The following is a 15423-nucleotide window of genomic DNA, read 5'->3' as shown; positions in this document are numbered from 1 at the left end:
CACCCTGTAAATTCTTAACCGCTCCAAAATAAGGGTAATTACTTGTTATCAAAAATAAATCCGGAAAAATGCCGGCAACCGGTGACAAATCCGGGTCTATCGCGGCGCCATGCGGATGGCGCCGTCCAGGCGGATGGTTTCACCATTGATCATGCTGTTGGCGATGATATGCAGGGCCAGGGCCGCATATTCATCCGGTTTGCCCAGGCGGGAGGGGAAGGGCACCTGTTTGCCCAGACTGTCCTGGGCGTCCTGCGGCAGGCCCAGCAGCATCGGCGTCAGGAAGATGCCGGGGGCGATGGTGGCCACACGGATGCCACTGCGTGCCAGTTCCCGCGCGGCAGGCAGGGTCAGGGCATGGACCCCGCCCTTGGATACGGCATAGGCGGCCTGGCCCACCTGCCCCTCGAACGCGGCGACGGAGGCGGTATTGATGATGACGCCGCGTTCGCCATCATCATTCACCGGGTCCAGTCCAGCCATGCCGGCGGCGGCCAGCCGCAGCATGTTGAAGCTGCCGATCAGGTTCACCTCAATCACGCGGCGGAACAGGTCCAGATCATGCGGACCGTCACGGCCCAGGATTTTGGCCGGCGGGGCGATGCCGGCGCAATTGACGGCGATGCGGGCAGGGCCATTGCTGGCCGCTGCCTCTGCCACGGCCTGCGCGGCGCTGTCGGCGCTGGTGACGTCGCAGCGGATGGCGATGCCGCCGATTTCCGCCGCCACCGCTGCCGCCGCATCCGGGTTGATATCCAGCAGCGCCACCTTCACCCCGCGCGCCGCCAACGCGCGGGCGGTGGCCGCCCCCAGCCCGGACCCACCGCCAGAAATAAGGGCGGCGGTATGTTCATTGATTTTCATGGTGCGTCCCCGGTTTTAGGCGGTAAAGAAATCGGCCCGTGCCTGACCCTGGGGGTCATAGACGGGTTCGATCAGATCAACGCGGTATTTGCGCGCGTCCGCCGCCGTCATGCCAGCCTTTTGCAGCAGCCCGACCATGGTGCTGTAGGCGGGGGCGGCGAAATGGGCGCGCAGGGCCGCCTCATCGCGCCATTGCTCGAAGACATTTACCCGGGCGGGGTTCTTATGGTCGGCACCCCAGCTATATTCGACACAACCATCCTCGGCCAATGCCTCTTCAATCAAGGGATCGGCCTCGGCCAGGAATTGCGCGCGCAGAGCGGGGTCCACGTCCAGCGTGGCCATGATCACGATGGTCATGATTGCGGTCCTTGATGGGTTTTATCATACCAAGGGGCATGGGATATGCCCCTTGGAGGCCGGCGACCGCCGGCCCGCGGGCACGTGCTCGCGCAAGCCAAGCTGCCGGAGGCAGCGCCCGGCGATTGAGGGAACGGGTAAATACCAAGAGTCATGATCCATGGCTCTTGGTATCAGAGGCGGGGCGGCGGGGCAGCCGGATCATCGGTCAGATAGTGATCGACCCAGCGGTGGAAATATTGGTTGCCGCGTTCGTTGCGGCCAAAGGTGACATGGTCCAGCGCACCGGATTGCAGCCCCTTCTGGATCGACAGGCCCAGCACATAATCTTCCTGGTTGGTCACATCGCCGAAGAAGCTGGCCATCATGGCCATCTTCTCCCGCTCCGCCTCATCGGCCGGGGGGCGGGGGGTGGCATAAGTCAGGATCGTGCGGTTCTGTCCCGGCGTCGGCCCCGGCAGCAGCAGCGCGATCTGGGCGATTTCCGGCGCCACGAAGATCGACAGGTTGGGGAACAGGGTGCGGACGAAATCAAAGCCGTCATTCTGATGCCGATGCCAGTCGGCCGGCGGCACATCGCGCAGCTTGCCGATGCTGCGCTGGGGGAAGCCGATGCGCAGATGCGGGCCGAACCCTTCGAAATGCATGATGTTGGAGAAGGTGCGCGGATGCACTGTCTCCGGATGGGCTGCCGCGAAATGATAGCCCTCCAGATAGCCATCATAGGCAATCTTCCAGTTGGCACCCTGGATATCCCGGTTGCCGCAGAAATGCCAATGGCCGAAATCCAAGTTTTCCAGATCGTCCAACATGCCGCCAAGATAGGATTTCACGTCAATCGCCAGCCCCGGCGTCAGGATGACGAAGATCATGCCGGCCAGTTCCTGACAGGGGAGCTGTTTCAGCCGGTGGCAATCCTTCTCCACCTCCCCGAATTTGGCTTTCTCTGCCACGGCAAACAGCCGCCCGTCATTCTGGAAGGTCCAGGCGTGATAGGGGCAGACGAAACGGCTGGCCGTTCCCTGGCCGGCTTTGACCAGCGGTGCACCCCGATGGGTGCAGACATTCAGCATGGCATGGACCTGCCCGGCGCGGTCGCGGGTGATCAGGACGGGGATGTCCATCACCTCCATCGCCTTGTAGTCACCGGGGTTCGGCAGCTCGATCGACAGGGCCAGCATCAGCGGCAGCCGTTTGAAGATGCGCGCCATTTCAAGCTCGAAGCGGGCAGGGTCCAGATAGTCGCGGGCCGGCACCTTCAGGATGTCTGCGGCCTGATCGGTGGTTTGTGTCTCCACATAGGTGAGCATCGCTTCCACCGAGCGGTTGATCTGCTCCGCAAGCGCCGTCATCTCAACTCTCCCTATTGTGCAAAGCAGGTTGGCAATGTGCGGACCAGGCCGCCCGAAAAACCACCTGCAATGATTTATGATTCATTCATCATCGTTATCATCCACGCCGGCCTTGTCAAGGCGGGTTTGATTGCGTTTCAGCGATTTTGCAGAAAAGCGAAAGGGCGGCCGGATGGCGCTTGACAGCCCCGGCCGGTTGGGTCGAAATAATGACTAATGAATCATAAATCGCATTAAGGTCGGTCAGACGGGTTTGCTGGGCGGGGGGATTTTCCCCGGTCCTGGCCATGGCCGCCGACCGGCTGTTGCAAAAACGGGAGGATTGAAATGGGTCGAATGCAGGGCAAGGTCGCCATTGTCACCGGTGCCGCTTCCAACCCCGGCCTGGGCTATGCCACGGCGTTGCGTCTGGCGGCGGAAGGGGCGCGGCTGGTGGTGACAGACCGGGAGGAGGCGGGGGCCGAGCTGTGTGCCGCTGCCATCCGGCAGGCGGGCGGTGAGGCCATCCATCTGCGCCATGATGTGGTGTCGGAGGAAGAGTGGGCCCAGGTCATCAGCGAGACCGAAAAGGCCTTTGGTCGCCTGGATGTGCTGGTCAATAATGCCGGCATCCACCTGACCAAGAGCCTGGATGACACCACGCCCAAGGAGTTCCAGCGGCAGTTGGATGTCAATCTGGTGGGTTCCTTCCTGGGGGTGAAGGCGGCCTTCCCGCTGCTGCGCCGGTCGGGGGCGGGGTCGATCATCAATCTTTCCTCCATCGCCGGCACGCTGGGCATCCAGGGCCTGTCCGCCTATGCGGCGGCCAAGGGCGGGGTGCGGTCCATGACCAAGACCATCGCCATCGAGGGGGCGCCCGATCAGATCCGCTGCAATTCCATCCATCCCGGCATGATCTGGACCAACATGATGATGCAGGCCTCTGTCAGCGCCGAAGCGGTGAAGGATGCGCTGCTGGCGGCCGTGCCGCTGCGGCGCATGGGGGAACCGGATGATATTGCCAATGCCGTGCTGTTCCTGGCCTCCGATGAAAGCCGGTATGTCACCGGCATCGAACTCTATGTCGATGGCGGCATGTGGGCGCAGTGATCGGGGGACAGCATGGTTGAGCGTGGATTGCAGGATGCCCGTACCCTGGTGACCGGTGCCCTGCGCGGGATCGGGCTGGCCACAGCGGTGCGGCTGGTGGCGGAAGGGGCGCAGGTGCTGGTGACCGACCTGTCCCCGCCCGATGATCCGCTGGTGGGGCAGGTGCTGGGCCGGCTGGGACCAGCCGCGACATACCTGCCCCTGGACGTCACCGCAGAGGCGGATTGGGAACGGGCGCGCGGCTGGGTGGAAAGCCGCTGGGGCAGCCTGGATGTGTTGGTCAATAATGCCGGGACCGACCTGGTGGGGCCGGTGGATCAGCTTGACCTTGCCGCCTGGCACCGGTTGATGCGCGTCAATGTCGACAGTGTGTTTCTGGGCGTGCGCAGCTTCACGGCTGCTCTGGCGGCTGGTGGGGCCGGGCGGCGCGGCGGCGCCAGCGTGATCAATGTCGCCTCCATCATGGGGCTGGTCGGGTTCGCCGAGACCTCGGCCTATAATACCAGCAAGGGGGCGGTGCGCCTGTTCAGCAAGGCGGTCGCCATTGAATTTGCCCAGGCGGGCAAGCCCATCCGGGTCAATTCCATTCATCCCGGCTTTGTGGAAACGCCGCTGCTGCATGTCGGGATGCAGCGCTGGGTCGATCAGGGCAAGGCGGCCCGGGCTCAGGATCTGCTGGACGGGATCGCGGCCATGACGCCGGTGAAGCGTCTGGCCCAGCCGGAAGAGATTGCCGCCGCCATCGCCTTTCTGGCCAGCACCGATGCCAGTTATCTGACCGGTTCGGAACTGGTGGTTGATGGCGGCTGGACAGCACAATAGGGGGACAGCAGAGCATGAGCGACGAACTGAAAGGGGCTGTTGCCCTGGTGACCGGGGCGGGCGGCGGTATCGGCCGGGCCATCTGCACCGCCCTGTCGGCCGCCGGTGCGCATGTCGTGGCGGCCGACCGGCACTGGCCCGCCGACGCTGCCCCGGTTGCCGGTGAACAGGCAGTGCTGGATGTCTGCGATCCGGATGCCTGGTTCCGGCTGATGCAGGATATCCGCCAACGGCATGGGCGGCTGGATGTGCTGGTCAATAATGCCGGCATTTCACTGGTGGCCAGCATCGCGGAGACCAGCCTGGAGCAATGGCGCCGCTGTCAGGCGGTGAATGTGGAGGGCACGCTGCTGGGCATCCAGGCGGCCCTGCCATTGCTGCGCGATGCCGGGGCCGCCCGTCCCGGCGGGGCCTCCATCATCAATATCTCTTCCGTCGGGGGCTTGCGCGGGGCACCATTCAACGCGGCCTATTGCACCTCCAAGGCCGCCGTGCTGATGCTCAGCAAATCGGCGGCGCTGGAGTTTTGTGCACTGGGCTATCCGATCCGGGTGAACACCGTCCATCCGGGGGCGGTGGGGACCGCCATGATGCAGGATATCATCCACCGTTATGTGGAACTGGGGGCAATGGCATCGCTGGAACAGGCCACACAGGCCGTCAATGCCATGCACCCGATCGGACGGCAGGCCACACCGGCGGAAATCGCCGCCGGTGTGCTGTTCCTGGCCTCGCCGGCCTCCAGCTATATGGTCGGGTCGGAACTGGTGATTGATGGCGGCTATACCAGCCGGTGAGGGATCAGGGCGCGGCCGGAAAGTCCCGCGCCCATTCAGCCGCCGCCGGCCCGGTCAGCCATGTCACCGCATTGGCGATCAACCGACGATAGGCGTGGTTGTTATAGGCTGAGGGGCCGTCCCCGCATTGAATATAGACCACGGGCGCGTTGCCCGCACGCTTGGCCCAGGCGATCAGATTGCTGCCCGGCGGATGCTGCCAGTCCGCATTGCAGAACATCCGCCCTTGCACGGCCAGATCGGCGGAATAGAAGTTCTCGCGGGTGAAGCCGTGGTCGCTGCGCAGCAGGGGCAGCTTGTCGCCTTCATCGATCTGAACCAGATACAGTTCATCGGTAATGTCAAAGCCGGTCCCCAGACCGGCCGTCACCGGATGGTCCGCCACCACCCGGACATGATGGTCAACATCATGGCGATAGCCACTGTCGTGCCGGCCGCACGCCGGATCGGGGCTGTAATGAAACTGCCCGCCGATGATTTGGGCCCAGCGGTCCCAGGCCGGCCAGCCGGCCAGGGCGTGGTGCAGGAACAGCATTGGCTTGCCCTGTTCCAGCAATCGCTCCACGCCGTGTTTCATCAATGCCGGCGGTTCGACCTCCCGGACCGGCTGACCGGGATGGAACAGCAGGCCCGGCATATCATAGAAAACCAGACCGTCGAATTCGACCAGCCGCTCCGGCTCCATCAGATAGGGGGCGGCGGGATGTTCGACATGGGCCCAGGCAAAGCCGTCCAACGTATCGAACAGGGCGAAAAAAGCGGGCTGGTCGAACGGGTGGCCCCGCGTGACCAGCAGTATTTTCTTCGGCGCATCATACCGGATGACCATGCCTGCCGCCCTTGGGTTCAGTTGGGCCAGTCCAATGCCAGCACGGTTTTCCCGACAGTTTCCCCCGCCATCAGGCGGCAGAAACTGTCGGGCGCGTGGGCGATGCCACGGGTGACATTCTCCAGCGCCACCAGCTTTCCATCTGCTGCCCATTGGTGTAGATCGTGCCGGGCCTGGGGCAGGCTGTCTGTGTGAGAGAACAGCAGAAAACCCCGCATGGTCAATTGCTTGGCCACCACCTGCCACAGATTGTGCACGGGCGTGGGGCTGGCTTGATTGTTATAGTCGGAAATCATGCCACAGCAGATGATGCGGCCGAAATCCCGCATGTTCGGCAGCAGCGCATCCAGGGTGCGCCCGCCGACATTATCGAAATAGACATCGACCCCGGTGGGGCAGGTATCGGCAATGGCGGCCCGCAGATCATCCACCGCGCGGTAATTGATGGCGGCGTGGAAGCCCAGCCGGTCGGTCAGGATCGCCGCCTTTTCCGCCGAACCGGCCAGCCCCACCACCCGGGCCCCGCGCAGCCGGGCGATTTGCCCCGCCACACTGCCCACCGCCCCGGCGGCAGCCGAGATGACCACGGTATCGCCCGCCTTGATCCGCCCGATATCATGCAGCCCGACATAGGCGGTCAATCCCGACGGTCCCAGCGCCCCGACATAATGCGACAGCGGGATATCCGGGCTGACCGTCAGCCGTTCCAGCAGGATCGTCTCGGCCGACAGGATGGAGTATTCTTCCCAATGGGTCAGGCCCCAGACGTAATCGCCGGGCGTGAACCCCGCCAGGTTGGATTGTTCCACCACACCCAGGGAGGGGCCGCGGATGACGCCGCCCAGGGGGATGGCCTGGAAGTAATTATCCTTGCCATCCAGCCAGCCGCGAATGGCCGGTTCCATGGAGAAATAAAGGTTGCGCACCCGCATCTGGCCCGGCCCCGGTTCGGGAACCGGCGCTTCGATCAGGGCGAAATCATCCGGCTTGGGATGGCCCTGGGGATGGGCACGCAAGGTGATGCGTCGGTTGACATGCATGGAACGGGCTCCCCGCTTGCAAGAAAATATCCCGGCCAGCCGAGTGGGCTGGCCGGGGCCGACATCAGAACTCGTACCCGAGCTGGATGCCGAAGGTCCGCGGCTCACGCCCGGAGGAGAAGGACCAGAGACCGGCGACGGTGAAGGCGGCGTTGGGGCCGCGATCATCGAACAGGTTGCGGCCATAGAGCGTGACCTTGGCCTTGTTGCCGCCGAGATCGAATTTCATCGTTGCCGAGGCATCGAACAGGTTCTGCGCGTCTGACCGCACGCGCGGATCGTTGGAGAGAACCTTGACATTGCCCGATGCATCCACCTGCGTCGGCCCCAGCGAGATCTGTTGATCATAGGGGGCGACGTAACGATAGCTGCCGCTGAAGACCAGATCGCCGGCATCCAGCGGCACCGTATATTCCGCCGTCAGGGAGCCAGTGACATCCGGCGAATAGATCATGTTCACGTCGGAATAATCGAACTTCACCAGCTTGCCGGCGGCATTGGGGGCGGTGGTGATGAAGCCGTCGAAATTGCTCTTTTGCAGGCCCAGCGAGGCCGTGACCTTGAAATCATGGGTGACGCGGGCGGTGACATCCAGTTCCAGCCCCTTGATCTTGGCCTTGCCGACATTGGTGACGATGGTTTCATTGCCGGTGCCGACGGTGGTGGGAATGGTGGTGTTCTGCTGCAGGTCACTGTAATTGGACAGGTAGGCTGCGAGATTGACCTGCAGGCGGTTATTCAACAGCGCGCTTTTGAACCCCGCCTCGTAGCTGTCCACCGTTTCCGGGCCAAAGGGCGTGGTGGAGGAAAGCAGCGTCTGACCCCGGCTGGAGAAGCCGCCGGAACGATAGCCGCGCGACCAGGACGTATAGAGCATGTTGTTATCGTCCGGACGGTAATCCAGCACGATCTTGGGGGTGAATTTGCTGCCGCTATATTTTGAGTTGGGATATTGCGCCGTGCCGACGCGGTTGATCTGCTGTTTTTCATCATGGGTCCAGCGCCCGCCACCAGACAGGCGCCATTGATCGGCGAACTTCCAGTTAAAGTCACCGAACAGGGCGTAGGATTTGGCGCGGCCGGTATTATACTGGTCAGCCCCCGGATTGACGGCCCCGAACAGCCGGGTCGCCTGGAACAGGTCGAACTTGCTTTCATAATAGAAGCCGCCGACCACATAGTCGAAACTGTCGGTCAGCTTGCCGGCACCGCGCAGTTCCTGGCTGAACTGCCAGTAATCCTGAATGCGGTTGGTATAGTAGAGATCGGCCGAGGAGGCGTCGAAATCCTGCGTCTGCGCCTCGTCGGAGGTGCGATAGCCGGTGACCGAGGTGAAATCGATCCCCTCCGTATCCAAGTTCATCTCCAGCGTGGCCGCTGGGGATTTATAGTTGGAATGGGCCGGACTGTTGAAGACCGTATAAAGGTCATCCCGGGTATTGCGGTTGCATTCGCGCGCCGGCGCGAAGGAACAGAAGACCTCTCCGGTCTTGGAGATGTTGGAATTGACCGGATCGAAATCCTGCACCTGCTTTTCCAGGGTCAGCAGGGCTTCGAAATTCTCGGTCGGGGTCAGCAGGAAGCTGGCGCCGAAATTCTCGTTATTATTGCCACCGACCCGCTTGCCGGTAATGCCGTTACGGTAATAGCCGTCACTTTCATTGTGGAAATAGAAGAACTTGGCGGCCAGCTTGTCCGGGATCAGGTTGGCGTTCAGGATGGCGCGCGTGGCCCAGGTATTGAACTTGCCATAGCTGACTTCCAGCTTGCCGCCATTCTCCCCCGTCGGGCGCGACCGGCGGATATTGATCACACCGCCGATGGTGTTGCGCCCGAACAGGGTGCCCTGCGGGCCGCGCAGTACCTCGATACTGTCAATATCGAAGAAATCCAGAAAGGCGCCGGTGCTGGTGCCGATGAAGATGCCATCGACGACGATGGCGACGGTGGGATCGAAGGATTTCTCCACATCCGCAAAGGACAGGCCGCGGATGGAGACGTTGGCGGCGGCAGCGCCGGAATTCTGCTGCGTGATCAACACATTGGGGGCCGACCCCATCAGGTCGCCGATATTCAGCGTCGCCTTGCTTTCCAGCTGGGCGGGCGTGATGGCCGTGATGGCCAGCGGCGTCTCCTGCAAGGTTTCAGACCGGCGGCGGGCCGTGACGACAATTTCTTCCAGCGCGTCAACCTGGGTGCCGGATGCGTCCCCGGCGGCCTGCGCCAGGGCTGGCGGGGTGCTGGTGCCGGTCAGCACCAGGGCGGCAGCCGCCAGCAGGGTAGAACGCAAGGTGGGTGCGCAAGCCATGATCGATATCCTCCCTGTGGATGTCTTTTTTTGTGGGCTTGTTTGCAGCGACTCTTTGGGCGGGGCACCGGTTCCGGTGTGGCAGGCGCTTTGTGCATTCCCGCTTGAAATGATGATTTGTGAGTCATTAATCACTATATTCGTGCCCTGAACCGGCGTCAATCCACCTTCGCTTTTTCACCGCTGAATTCCCCGTCGCTACGGGGTGAATTTAGGGTGGTGAATGGCGTGCCGGATGGCCGTCGGCGGGGCTTGACAGAAGGGGGAGGGTCCGCGTTAATGACTAACGAATCATAAATCATAACGATGGTTGTTGGGGGGCATGGTGCCCGCCCGTTGCCATCCCTTCATGGAGGAACAGGTGACCCATACAGACGCAGCCGCCCGCAATCTGGCCACCACAGAGGCGCTCTATGCCGCCACAGCCACCGGAAATTGGCCGCTGGCCGAAACCATGCTGTGCGATGATCTGGTGATTACGGAGGCGGAAACCTTGCCCTTTGCCGGCACCTATACCGGCAAAGGGGCCTTGCGCGACCTGTATGCCAAGGTGCTGGGCACCTCGCTGGGCCAGGCCACCATCGCGGTGAAGAACAAGATGGCGGCCGGTAATAACGTCGTCTATCTGCTGGAACTGGTGCCGCCGACCGGCGATCCGCTGGAACTGGTGGAGGTGTTTCATTTCGCCGATGACGGACGTGTGTCTTTGATCAAGCCTTATTACTACAACAGTGCTGCCGTCACGGCCGCCGTCGCCGCTGCCCGTGGCTGAATGAAACGGGGCGGCCCATCCGGTGCCGCCCCGTTTTGTTGAACCGGTCAATCCGCCAGATATTTATCCAGCGTCGCGTGCAGGTGCCGCACGCGGATTTCCTGGTAATTGCCCAATTGCACCGCGCCATTCTTGGATGCCTTCAGCCCGTCCTGCACGAAGGGCAGGTTATCCATATCCTGCTGGAACACATCGCCCAGCACGCCCAGTTCCTTGGCATCGGTCCAAGGCTGGTCCGGCCCCAGGAAGTTCATTTCCACCGGCGGCGGTTTGGGCGCATCGGCCGGCAGGCGGACCAGGATGCGCACCTCCATCAAGGTCTTGTCCTGATCCGGCCAGGGCCGCCAGCGGTAGACGATGTTGGGCATGAACCCGCCCCAGGGTGCGAAATTCGGGAAGACATTATAGACAAAGGCATCCAGCAACTCGGCATCGGTCACATGGCTGTGATCATAGCCGCTGTCGGCCTGGTACTTCTCCCGATTGGCGGCGGCCATGGCGCGCCGGGCACTCATGCCGTCCGGCACCGCCACTGACATTTCCGTGCCACCGGCCCGGCCATTATATTTCAGGAACTCATCGACGATCCATTGCTGCGCCTTGCCAGCGGGATCGATATGCGGCGACATGACGGCAAAGGGCGTCAGCGCCGCATTCACATGGTCGCCATAGGTGCTGTACTGGGTATTGGCATCCCCGGTGAAGGGCAGGATCTGGGGGTGCGTCTCAATCGTGTGCCAGGCCTCCATGAAGGCTTCGGCCACCACCTTCCAATTGGCATTCACCACCTTGCCGACCCAGATGACGGTGGTGCATTCCTCATGCCGCCAGCGTTGGAAGAAGTCGGGCAGGGGGGCCAGATACTCTTCCAGGCTGGGGCCCTCGGCGGCCTCCCGGATGAAGATATAGCCGGCCCAGCGGCCCACCTGCGCCTCCGGCAGGGCCATTTTCTCGTCCTGCAGGTGTGGGAAATCCCAGCGGCAGGGGATGTTCTTCAGGCTGCCATCGGTATTCCAGGCAAAGCCGTGGAAGGGACATTTGAATTCCGCCGCCGATCCGCTTTCCAGCCGCAGCTTACGCCCGCGATGCAGGCAGACATTGTGAAAGGCGCGGATGGAACCGTCCGGCTGCCGCGTCACCAGATAGGAACGACCGGCATTTTCATAGAGGGCGAAGTCGCCCGGTTCCGGGATATCTTCCTCCCGGGCGGCAAACTGCCAGACGCGGGGCCACATTTTTTCCAGCTCACGCCGGAAGAATTCCGGGCTGGTGTAACGCTCCGCCTGCAGCGGTTCGCTGCCCATATAGCGGTAATTTTCCCGGCGCAGGAAATCGGGCACGGGACGTGTGTCCGTATCCATCAGGTCGTTCCACGAGGTGCCGGGGCAACGGGCCTCGCCGGGTTTGGGCTGGGACGCAAGATCATCTGGCACGGCAACCTCCCTGAACCTGTTTGATTTGTTTGACTGCGTGGGTCTCGGTGACTGACCGGAAAGTTATTGTGTTGTTTCAATGTTTCACACGATTTGACTTTCTGTATCACCGTCACCCCGGCGAAGGCCGGGGTCCAGAATCACGGGCACCTTGCTCTCCGAAACTGGACCCCGGCCTTCGCCGGGGTGACGGTGAGGATGCAGTAATACGTTGATAATGAACAAAACCTCCAGACAGACTCTCAAACCCCGACCAGCCCCGCCGTCGTGCCGCCATCGGCCACCAGTTCGGCGCCATTGATCAACGACGCGTCGGCGCTGGCCAGGAAACTGACCAGGGCCGCCACCTCCTCCACCTGGCCCAGCCGGCCCAGCGGAGAGATATTGCCCAGATAGGCCAGGGAGGCATCGGGATCGGGCGTGTCGGCCACGGCGCGGCGGATGATCGGTGTGTCGATGATGCCGGGATGAATGGAATTGCAGCGGATATTGGTCCGGGTTCGCGCACAATGCACCGCCACCGACTTGGCCAGCAGCCGCACCGCCCCCTTGGAGGTGGTGTAGGCGATGTTGCCGGGCAGGCCGACCAGACCATTGATCGACGAATTGATGATGATCGACCCGCCGGACCCGCCGGGATTGGCCTTCATGGCGGCGATGGCGTGCTGGCAGGTCAGCATGGTGCCGGTGACATTGACGGCCATGATGCGGTTCCAGGCGGCCATGCCGATGGTTTCAATGCTGCCATCCCCCATCTCGATCCCGGCATTGGCAAAGGCAATGTCCAGGCGGCCGAACCGGTCCGCAATGGCCTGCATCAGGGCGGGCCAGGCGGCCTCGTCCGTCACATCATGGGCGTGGAAATGCGCACCGGTTTCCTGGCACACCGCTTCCGCCGCCACGGCGTTGGAGCCGGTGAAGACCACTTTCGCGCCATCATCCGTCAGGCGGCGGACCGCCGCCGCGCCGATGCCGGCGGTGCCGCCGGTGACCAGGGCCACCTTGCCGTCAAGCCTTGCCACTCTCGCCTCCCTGTTCTGCCGCGATCTGTGCCGCGATGCGTTGGCGCAAAAGATCCTTGCGCACCTTGCCCGATGCCGTGCGGGGCAGGTCGGTCACCAGCTCCACCCGTTCGGGGAATTTCTGCCGTGCCAGCCCGGCGGCGGCAACATGGTGGGTGATGCTGGCCAGATCGGGCCGTTCGCCGGGCTGCGGCACGACATAGACGCAGACGGTTTCCCCCAGCCTGGCATGGGGCATGGAAACGGCAGCCACCTCCTGCACGGCGGGGTGCTGGTGCAGCACATCCTCAATATCCTTGGCGGAGAGATTCTCACCGCCCCGGATGATCAGGTCTTTCTTGCGCCCGGTGATGACAATGGCGCCGGCGGGTGTCAGGTGGCCAATATCGCCGGTGCGGAAATAACCATCCGCGTCGATCGCCTCCCGCGTCTGCGCTTCATCGGCATAGCCCATGAAAAGGGAGGGGCCGCGCACCAGGATTTCCCCATCCTGGCCCCGCGCCAGCACCCGCCCCGTCTCATCCACGATGCGGATATCGTAATCGATCACCTTGCCGTCGGTGGTGGCGGCCAGTTCCAGTTCGTCTGCCCCCATGCAGCCCTGGGTGATCAGCGGGGCTTCGGTGCTGCCATAGACGCGAAAGGCGCGGCCCCGGTCGAACAGGGCATTGGCGCGGCGGATCAGGTCCGGCGGCACGGCGGCGCCGCCACAGGCAAAAATCTTCAAGGATGGCAGGCGTGATCCTGCCCGTTCCGCCGCCTCCAGCAATTCCTGCAAGAAGGGGGTGGCACCGATGGTGATGTTGACCCCATGCCGGTCAATCAACTCCACCGCCTCATCCGCGTTCCAGCGTTCCATGAACAGGGTGCGTGTGCCCTCGGTAAAGGGCAATTCGATGCCGTTGGAATAGCCGGTAATATGGGTGACAGGCGACGGCATCAGCATCAAATCGCCCGGTTCCAGCCGCCAATAGCCCATGAAAATATGCGAAACGCGGGCGATGGAGCGGTGATCATGCATCACCGCCTTGGGCCGGCCCGTGGTGCCGGACGTGTACATCATCAGCTTCAGCGCGTCCGCCGGGACATTGGGCCAGTCGATCTGCCGGCCGCGGCCCGCCTGCATCAACCCGTCCAGCGTCAGCGGACGGTTGCCCGCCCGCACATGCACCACATGGCGCAGGTCGGGCAGGGAAGGGCGCAAGCCCTCCAGCATCGCCGTGTAATCAAAGCCGCGATAGCTATCCGGGATGAAGATCAACCGGCTTTGGCAGTCGGCCAGGATCAGCCCCACCTCCGCCCCGCGATAGATCGGCACGATGGGGTTGCAGACCAGCCCCAGCAGGCTGGCCGCCATATCCACCAGCACGGCTTCCATCCAGTTGGGTAACTGGAAACTGATCACATCGCCGGGGCGCAGGCCCAGATCCCACAGACCCACGGCCAGGGCTTCGGCATCCGTCAGCAGGCTGGCATAGCTGCCGGGATGCTGATCCTGGTTCAGAAAGGCGATGGCATCGGGCGCGCTTTCCGCATGGCGGCGCGCCAGAACCGCCAGGGGTTCGGCCTGCCAGTCACTGCCAGATGCCAGATTCTGCCGGGCCATCACCCTCTCTCCCCATCCAGGCCGGCGGCGGTCCAGCCGCCCAGCCGGTCCAGATGCCAGCCGGCCGCGCCGAACAGCGTTTCCAGCAGCATCAGACGACGATAGTAATGCCCGATGGCATATTCTTCTGTCATCCCGATACCACCATGCAGCTGTATGGATTGTTCGCCCACCAGCCGGGCGGCGGCACTGCTGCGGGCCTTTGCCGCGGCCGTCAGCAGGGCAGCATCCGGGTTGCCGCTGGTTACAGCACCAATGGCGGCCCAGGTGATGGCCGATGCCTCCTGCATGGCCAGACTCATATCCACCATCCGGTGCTGCATCACCTGGAAGCTGCCGATGCTGCTGCCGAACTGGGTGCGGGTTTTCAGGTAATCCAGCGTCAGCCGGTTGGCGGCCTCCATGGCACCCACCGCCTCCGCACAGACGGCCAGGGCGGCGGCTTCATTCAGGTTGGCCAGCAAACTGGCATCGCCACCCGGCAGCCTGTCCGTCGCTGCCACGGCCACATCATCCAGCCACAGGTCGGAGACCGGTCGGTCATCCACGGTGCTTGCATGGGCCAGGGTGACGCCGGGAGCGGTGGGGGAGACCAGGAACAGGGCCACCTGGCCCGCCAGTTCCACCTTTACGATGATCTGGTCGGCGGCGGCCCCGTAGAGCACGAAGCCACGCCGGCCGTTCAGCCGATAGCCGCCCTCTGTCGGGCTGGCGATCACCGGTGTTTCGTCGCTGGCGGCATCATCCTGCGCCAGGGTCAGGATGGCGCGCCCCTCCGCGATGGCGGGCAGCCATTGCGCCTGTTGCTGGGCGTTGCCGCCGCCTGAAAGCGCCCCCGCTGCCAACACCAGGGTGGGCAACAGCGGTTCCATCAACAGCCCGCGCCCGGCGGCCCGCATCAGCACGGCCAGTTCGGCCAGCCCGCCGCCGGACCCGCCCTGTTCTTCGCCTATGGCGATGCCCAGCCAGCCCAGTGCAGCGTATGTCGCCCAATCGCTGCGGCTGAAGCCATCATCGCTTTTCAGGATCGCCGCCCGGTGTTCCGGCCCGTAAGCCTCATCAACATAACGGTTGATGCTGTCGGCCAGCAGGCGGCGATCTTCGGTGGTGAATGCCGACATGATGCTCC

The 15423-nt window shown here is 63.2% G+C and carries 14 protein-coding genes; 4 read left to right on the top strand and 10 right to left on the bottom strand.

Annotated features, from left to right (window positions below):
* Nucleotides 1-96: 96 nt before the first annotated feature.
* The 3 genes from CHB97_RS23970 to CHB97_RS23960 form a co-directional block, all read right to left on the bottom strand.
* A complete protein-coding gene (locus CHB97_RS23970) occupies nt 97-864 on the bottom strand; it encodes an SDR family NAD(P)-dependent oxidoreductase (protein ID WP_089290549.1) in 768 nt (255 codons plus the stop codon).
* A 15-nt stretch (nt 865-879) separates the two neighbouring features.
* Nucleotides 880-1224, bottom strand: a complete 345-nt coding sequence (locus CHB97_RS23965; RefSeq protein WP_089290548.1) for a putative quinol monooxygenase — start codon at nt 1222-1224, stop codon at nt 880-882.
* Nucleotides 1225-1397: 173 nt separating this feature from the next.
* On the bottom strand, nt 1398-2576 hold the full coding sequence (locus CHB97_RS23960) for an aromatic ring-hydroxylating dioxygenase subunit alpha (RefSeq protein ID WP_089290547.1): 1179 nt from the start codon (nt 2574-2576) through the stop codon (nt 1398-1400).
* Nucleotides 2577-2903: 327 nt separating this feature from the next.
* Here CHB97_RS23960 and CHB97_RS23955 point away from each other — a divergent pair, with 327 nt between their 5' ends.
* From CHB97_RS23955 to CHB97_RS23945, 3 genes are read left to right on the top strand one after another with little or no spacing between them, the layout of a single operon-like run.
* Nucleotides 2904-3665, top strand: coding sequence for an SDR family NAD(P)-dependent oxidoreductase (locus CHB97_RS23955; RefSeq protein ID WP_089290546.1), 762 nt, complete (start codon nt 2904-2906; stop codon nt 3663-3665).
* A 12-nt stretch (nt 3666-3677) separates the two neighbouring features.
* Nucleotides 3678-4487: an SDR family NAD(P)-dependent oxidoreductase gene (locus tag CHB97_RS23950; RefSeq protein ID WP_089290545.1), complete on the top strand. Its 810-nt coding sequence runs from the start codon at nt 3678-3680 to the stop codon at nt 4485-4487.
* A gap of 14 nt (nt 4488-4501) precedes the next feature.
* Nucleotides 4502-5284, top strand: a complete 783-nt coding sequence (locus CHB97_RS23945; RefSeq protein ID WP_089290544.1) for an SDR family oxidoreductase — start codon at nt 4502-4504, stop codon at nt 5282-5284.
* Nucleotides 5285-5288: 4 nt separating this feature from the next.
* Here CHB97_RS23945 and CHB97_RS23940 read toward each other — a convergent pair whose 3' ends face one another.
* From CHB97_RS23940 to CHB97_RS23930, 3 genes are all read right to left on the bottom strand, one after another.
* Nucleotides 5289-6113 (bottom strand): ThuA domain-containing protein, encoded by an 825-nt coding sequence (locus tag CHB97_RS23940; protein WP_089290543.1) that lies wholly within the window; start codon nt 6111-6113, stop codon nt 5289-5291.
* A gap of 17 nt (nt 6114-6130) precedes the next feature.
* Complete coding sequence (locus CHB97_RS23935) at nt 6131-7153, bottom strand: NADP-dependent oxidoreductase (protein WP_089290542.1); 1023 nt, start codon at nt 7151-7153, stop codon at nt 6131-6133.
* A 64-nt stretch (nt 7154-7217) separates the two neighbouring features.
* A complete protein-coding gene (locus tag CHB97_RS23930) occupies nt 7218-9461 on the bottom strand; it encodes a TonB-dependent receptor (protein ID WP_089290541.1) in 2244 nt (747 codons plus the stop codon).
* Nucleotides 9462-9783: 322 nt separating this feature from the next.
* Between CHB97_RS23930 and CHB97_RS23925 the strand changes: the two genes are divergently transcribed.
* The gene (locus tag CHB97_RS23925; protein ID WP_089290540.1) at nt 9784-10233 is read left to right on the top strand and encodes a nuclear transport factor 2 family protein; all 450 of its coding nucleotides are present in this window, start codon (nt 9784-9786) and stop codon (nt 10231-10233) included.
* A gap of 47 nt (nt 10234-10280) precedes the next feature.
* Here the strand turns inward: CHB97_RS23925 and CHB97_RS23920 are convergent, their stop codons facing one another.
* The 4 genes from CHB97_RS23920 to CHB97_RS23905 all read right to left on the bottom strand — a co-directional run bounded on the left by CHB97_RS23920 (nt 10281) and on the right by CHB97_RS23905 (nt 15415).
* Nucleotides 10281-11594 carry an SRPBCC family protein gene (locus tag CHB97_RS23920; protein ID WP_089290539.1) on the bottom strand — a complete coding sequence of 438 codons (1314 nt, stop codon included), beginning with the start codon at nt 11592-11594 and terminating at the stop codon, nt 10281-10283.
* Nucleotides 11595-11908: 314 nt separating this feature from the next.
* Nucleotides 11909-12688, bottom strand: coding sequence for an SDR family oxidoreductase (locus CHB97_RS23915; protein ID WP_089290538.1), 780 nt, complete (start codon nt 12686-12688; stop codon nt 11909-11911).
* Nucleotides 12675-14294, bottom strand: coding sequence for an AMP-binding protein (locus CHB97_RS23910; protein ID WP_089290537.1), 1620 nt, complete (start codon nt 14292-14294; stop codon nt 12675-12677). The genes CHB97_RS23915 and CHB97_RS23910 overlap by 14 nt, the downstream gene beginning before the upstream one ends.
* Nucleotides 14294-15415 carry an acyl-CoA dehydrogenase family protein gene (locus CHB97_RS23905; RefSeq protein WP_089290536.1) on the bottom strand — a complete coding sequence of 374 codons (1122 nt, stop codon included), beginning with the start codon at nt 15413-15415 and terminating at the stop codon, nt 14294-14296. Before CHB97_RS23905 ends, CHB97_RS23910 begins: the two co-directional genes overlap by 1 nt.
* Nucleotides 15416-15423: the final 8 nt, after the last annotated feature.

This window comes from Azospirillum sp. RU38E, from assembly GCF_900188385.1.
GTDB lineage: Bacteria > Pseudomonadota > Alphaproteobacteria > Azospirillales > Azospirillaceae > Niveispirillum.
This window is presented reverse-complemented; position numbering and strand designations above follow the sequence as displayed.

Bases quoted from the DNA above. Each gene is read 5' to 3' on its own strand.
- CHB97_RS23905 (WP_089290536.1), bottom strand. From the start codon at position 15,415: ATGTCGGCATTCACCACCGAAGATCGCCGCCTGCTGGCCGACAGCATC.
- CHB97_RS23965 (WP_089290548.1), bottom strand. From the start codon at position 1,224: ATGACCATCGTGATCATGGCCACGCTGGACGTGGACCCCGCTCTGCGC.
- CHB97_RS23925 (WP_089290540.1), top strand. From the start codon at position 9,784: ATGGTGCCCGCCCGTTGCCATCCCTTCATGGAGGAACAGGTGACCCAT.
- CHB97_RS23920 (WP_089290539.1), bottom strand. From the start codon at position 11,594: ATGGATACGGACACACGTCCCGTGCCCGATTTCCTGCGCCGGGAAAAT.
- CHB97_RS23960 (WP_089290547.1), bottom strand. From the start codon at position 2,576: ATGACGGCGCTTGCGGAGCAGATCAACCGCTCGGTGGAAGCGATGCTC.
- CHB97_RS23970 (WP_089290549.1), bottom strand. From the start codon at position 864: ATGAAAATCAATGAACATACCGCCGCCCTTATTTCTGGCGGTGGGTCC.
- CHB97_RS23955 (WP_089290546.1), top strand. From the start codon at position 2,904: ATGGGTCGAATGCAGGGCAAGGTCGCCATTGTCACCGGTGCCGCTTCC.
- CHB97_RS23910 (WP_089290537.1), bottom strand. From the start codon at position 14,294: ATGGCCCGGCAGAATCTGGCATCTGGCAGTGACTGGCAGGCCGAACCC.
- CHB97_RS23945 (WP_089290544.1), top strand. From the start codon at position 4,502: ATGAGCGACGAACTGAAAGGGGCTGTTGCCCTGGTGACCGGGGCGGGC.
- CHB97_RS23950 (WP_089290545.1), top strand. From the start codon at position 3,678: ATGGTTGAGCGTGGATTGCAGGATGCCCGTACCCTGGTGACCGGTGCC.
- CHB97_RS23930 (WP_089290541.1), bottom strand. From the start codon at position 9,461: ATGGCTTGCGCACCCACCTTGCGTTCTACCCTGCTGGCGGCTGCCGCC.
- CHB97_RS23935 (WP_089290542.1), bottom strand. From the start codon at position 7,153: ATGCATGTCAACCGACGCATCACCTTGCGTGCCCATCCCCAGGGCCAT.
- CHB97_RS23940 (WP_089290543.1), bottom strand. From the start codon at position 6,113: ATGGTCATCCGGTATGATGCGCCGAAGAAAATACTGCTGGTCACGCGG.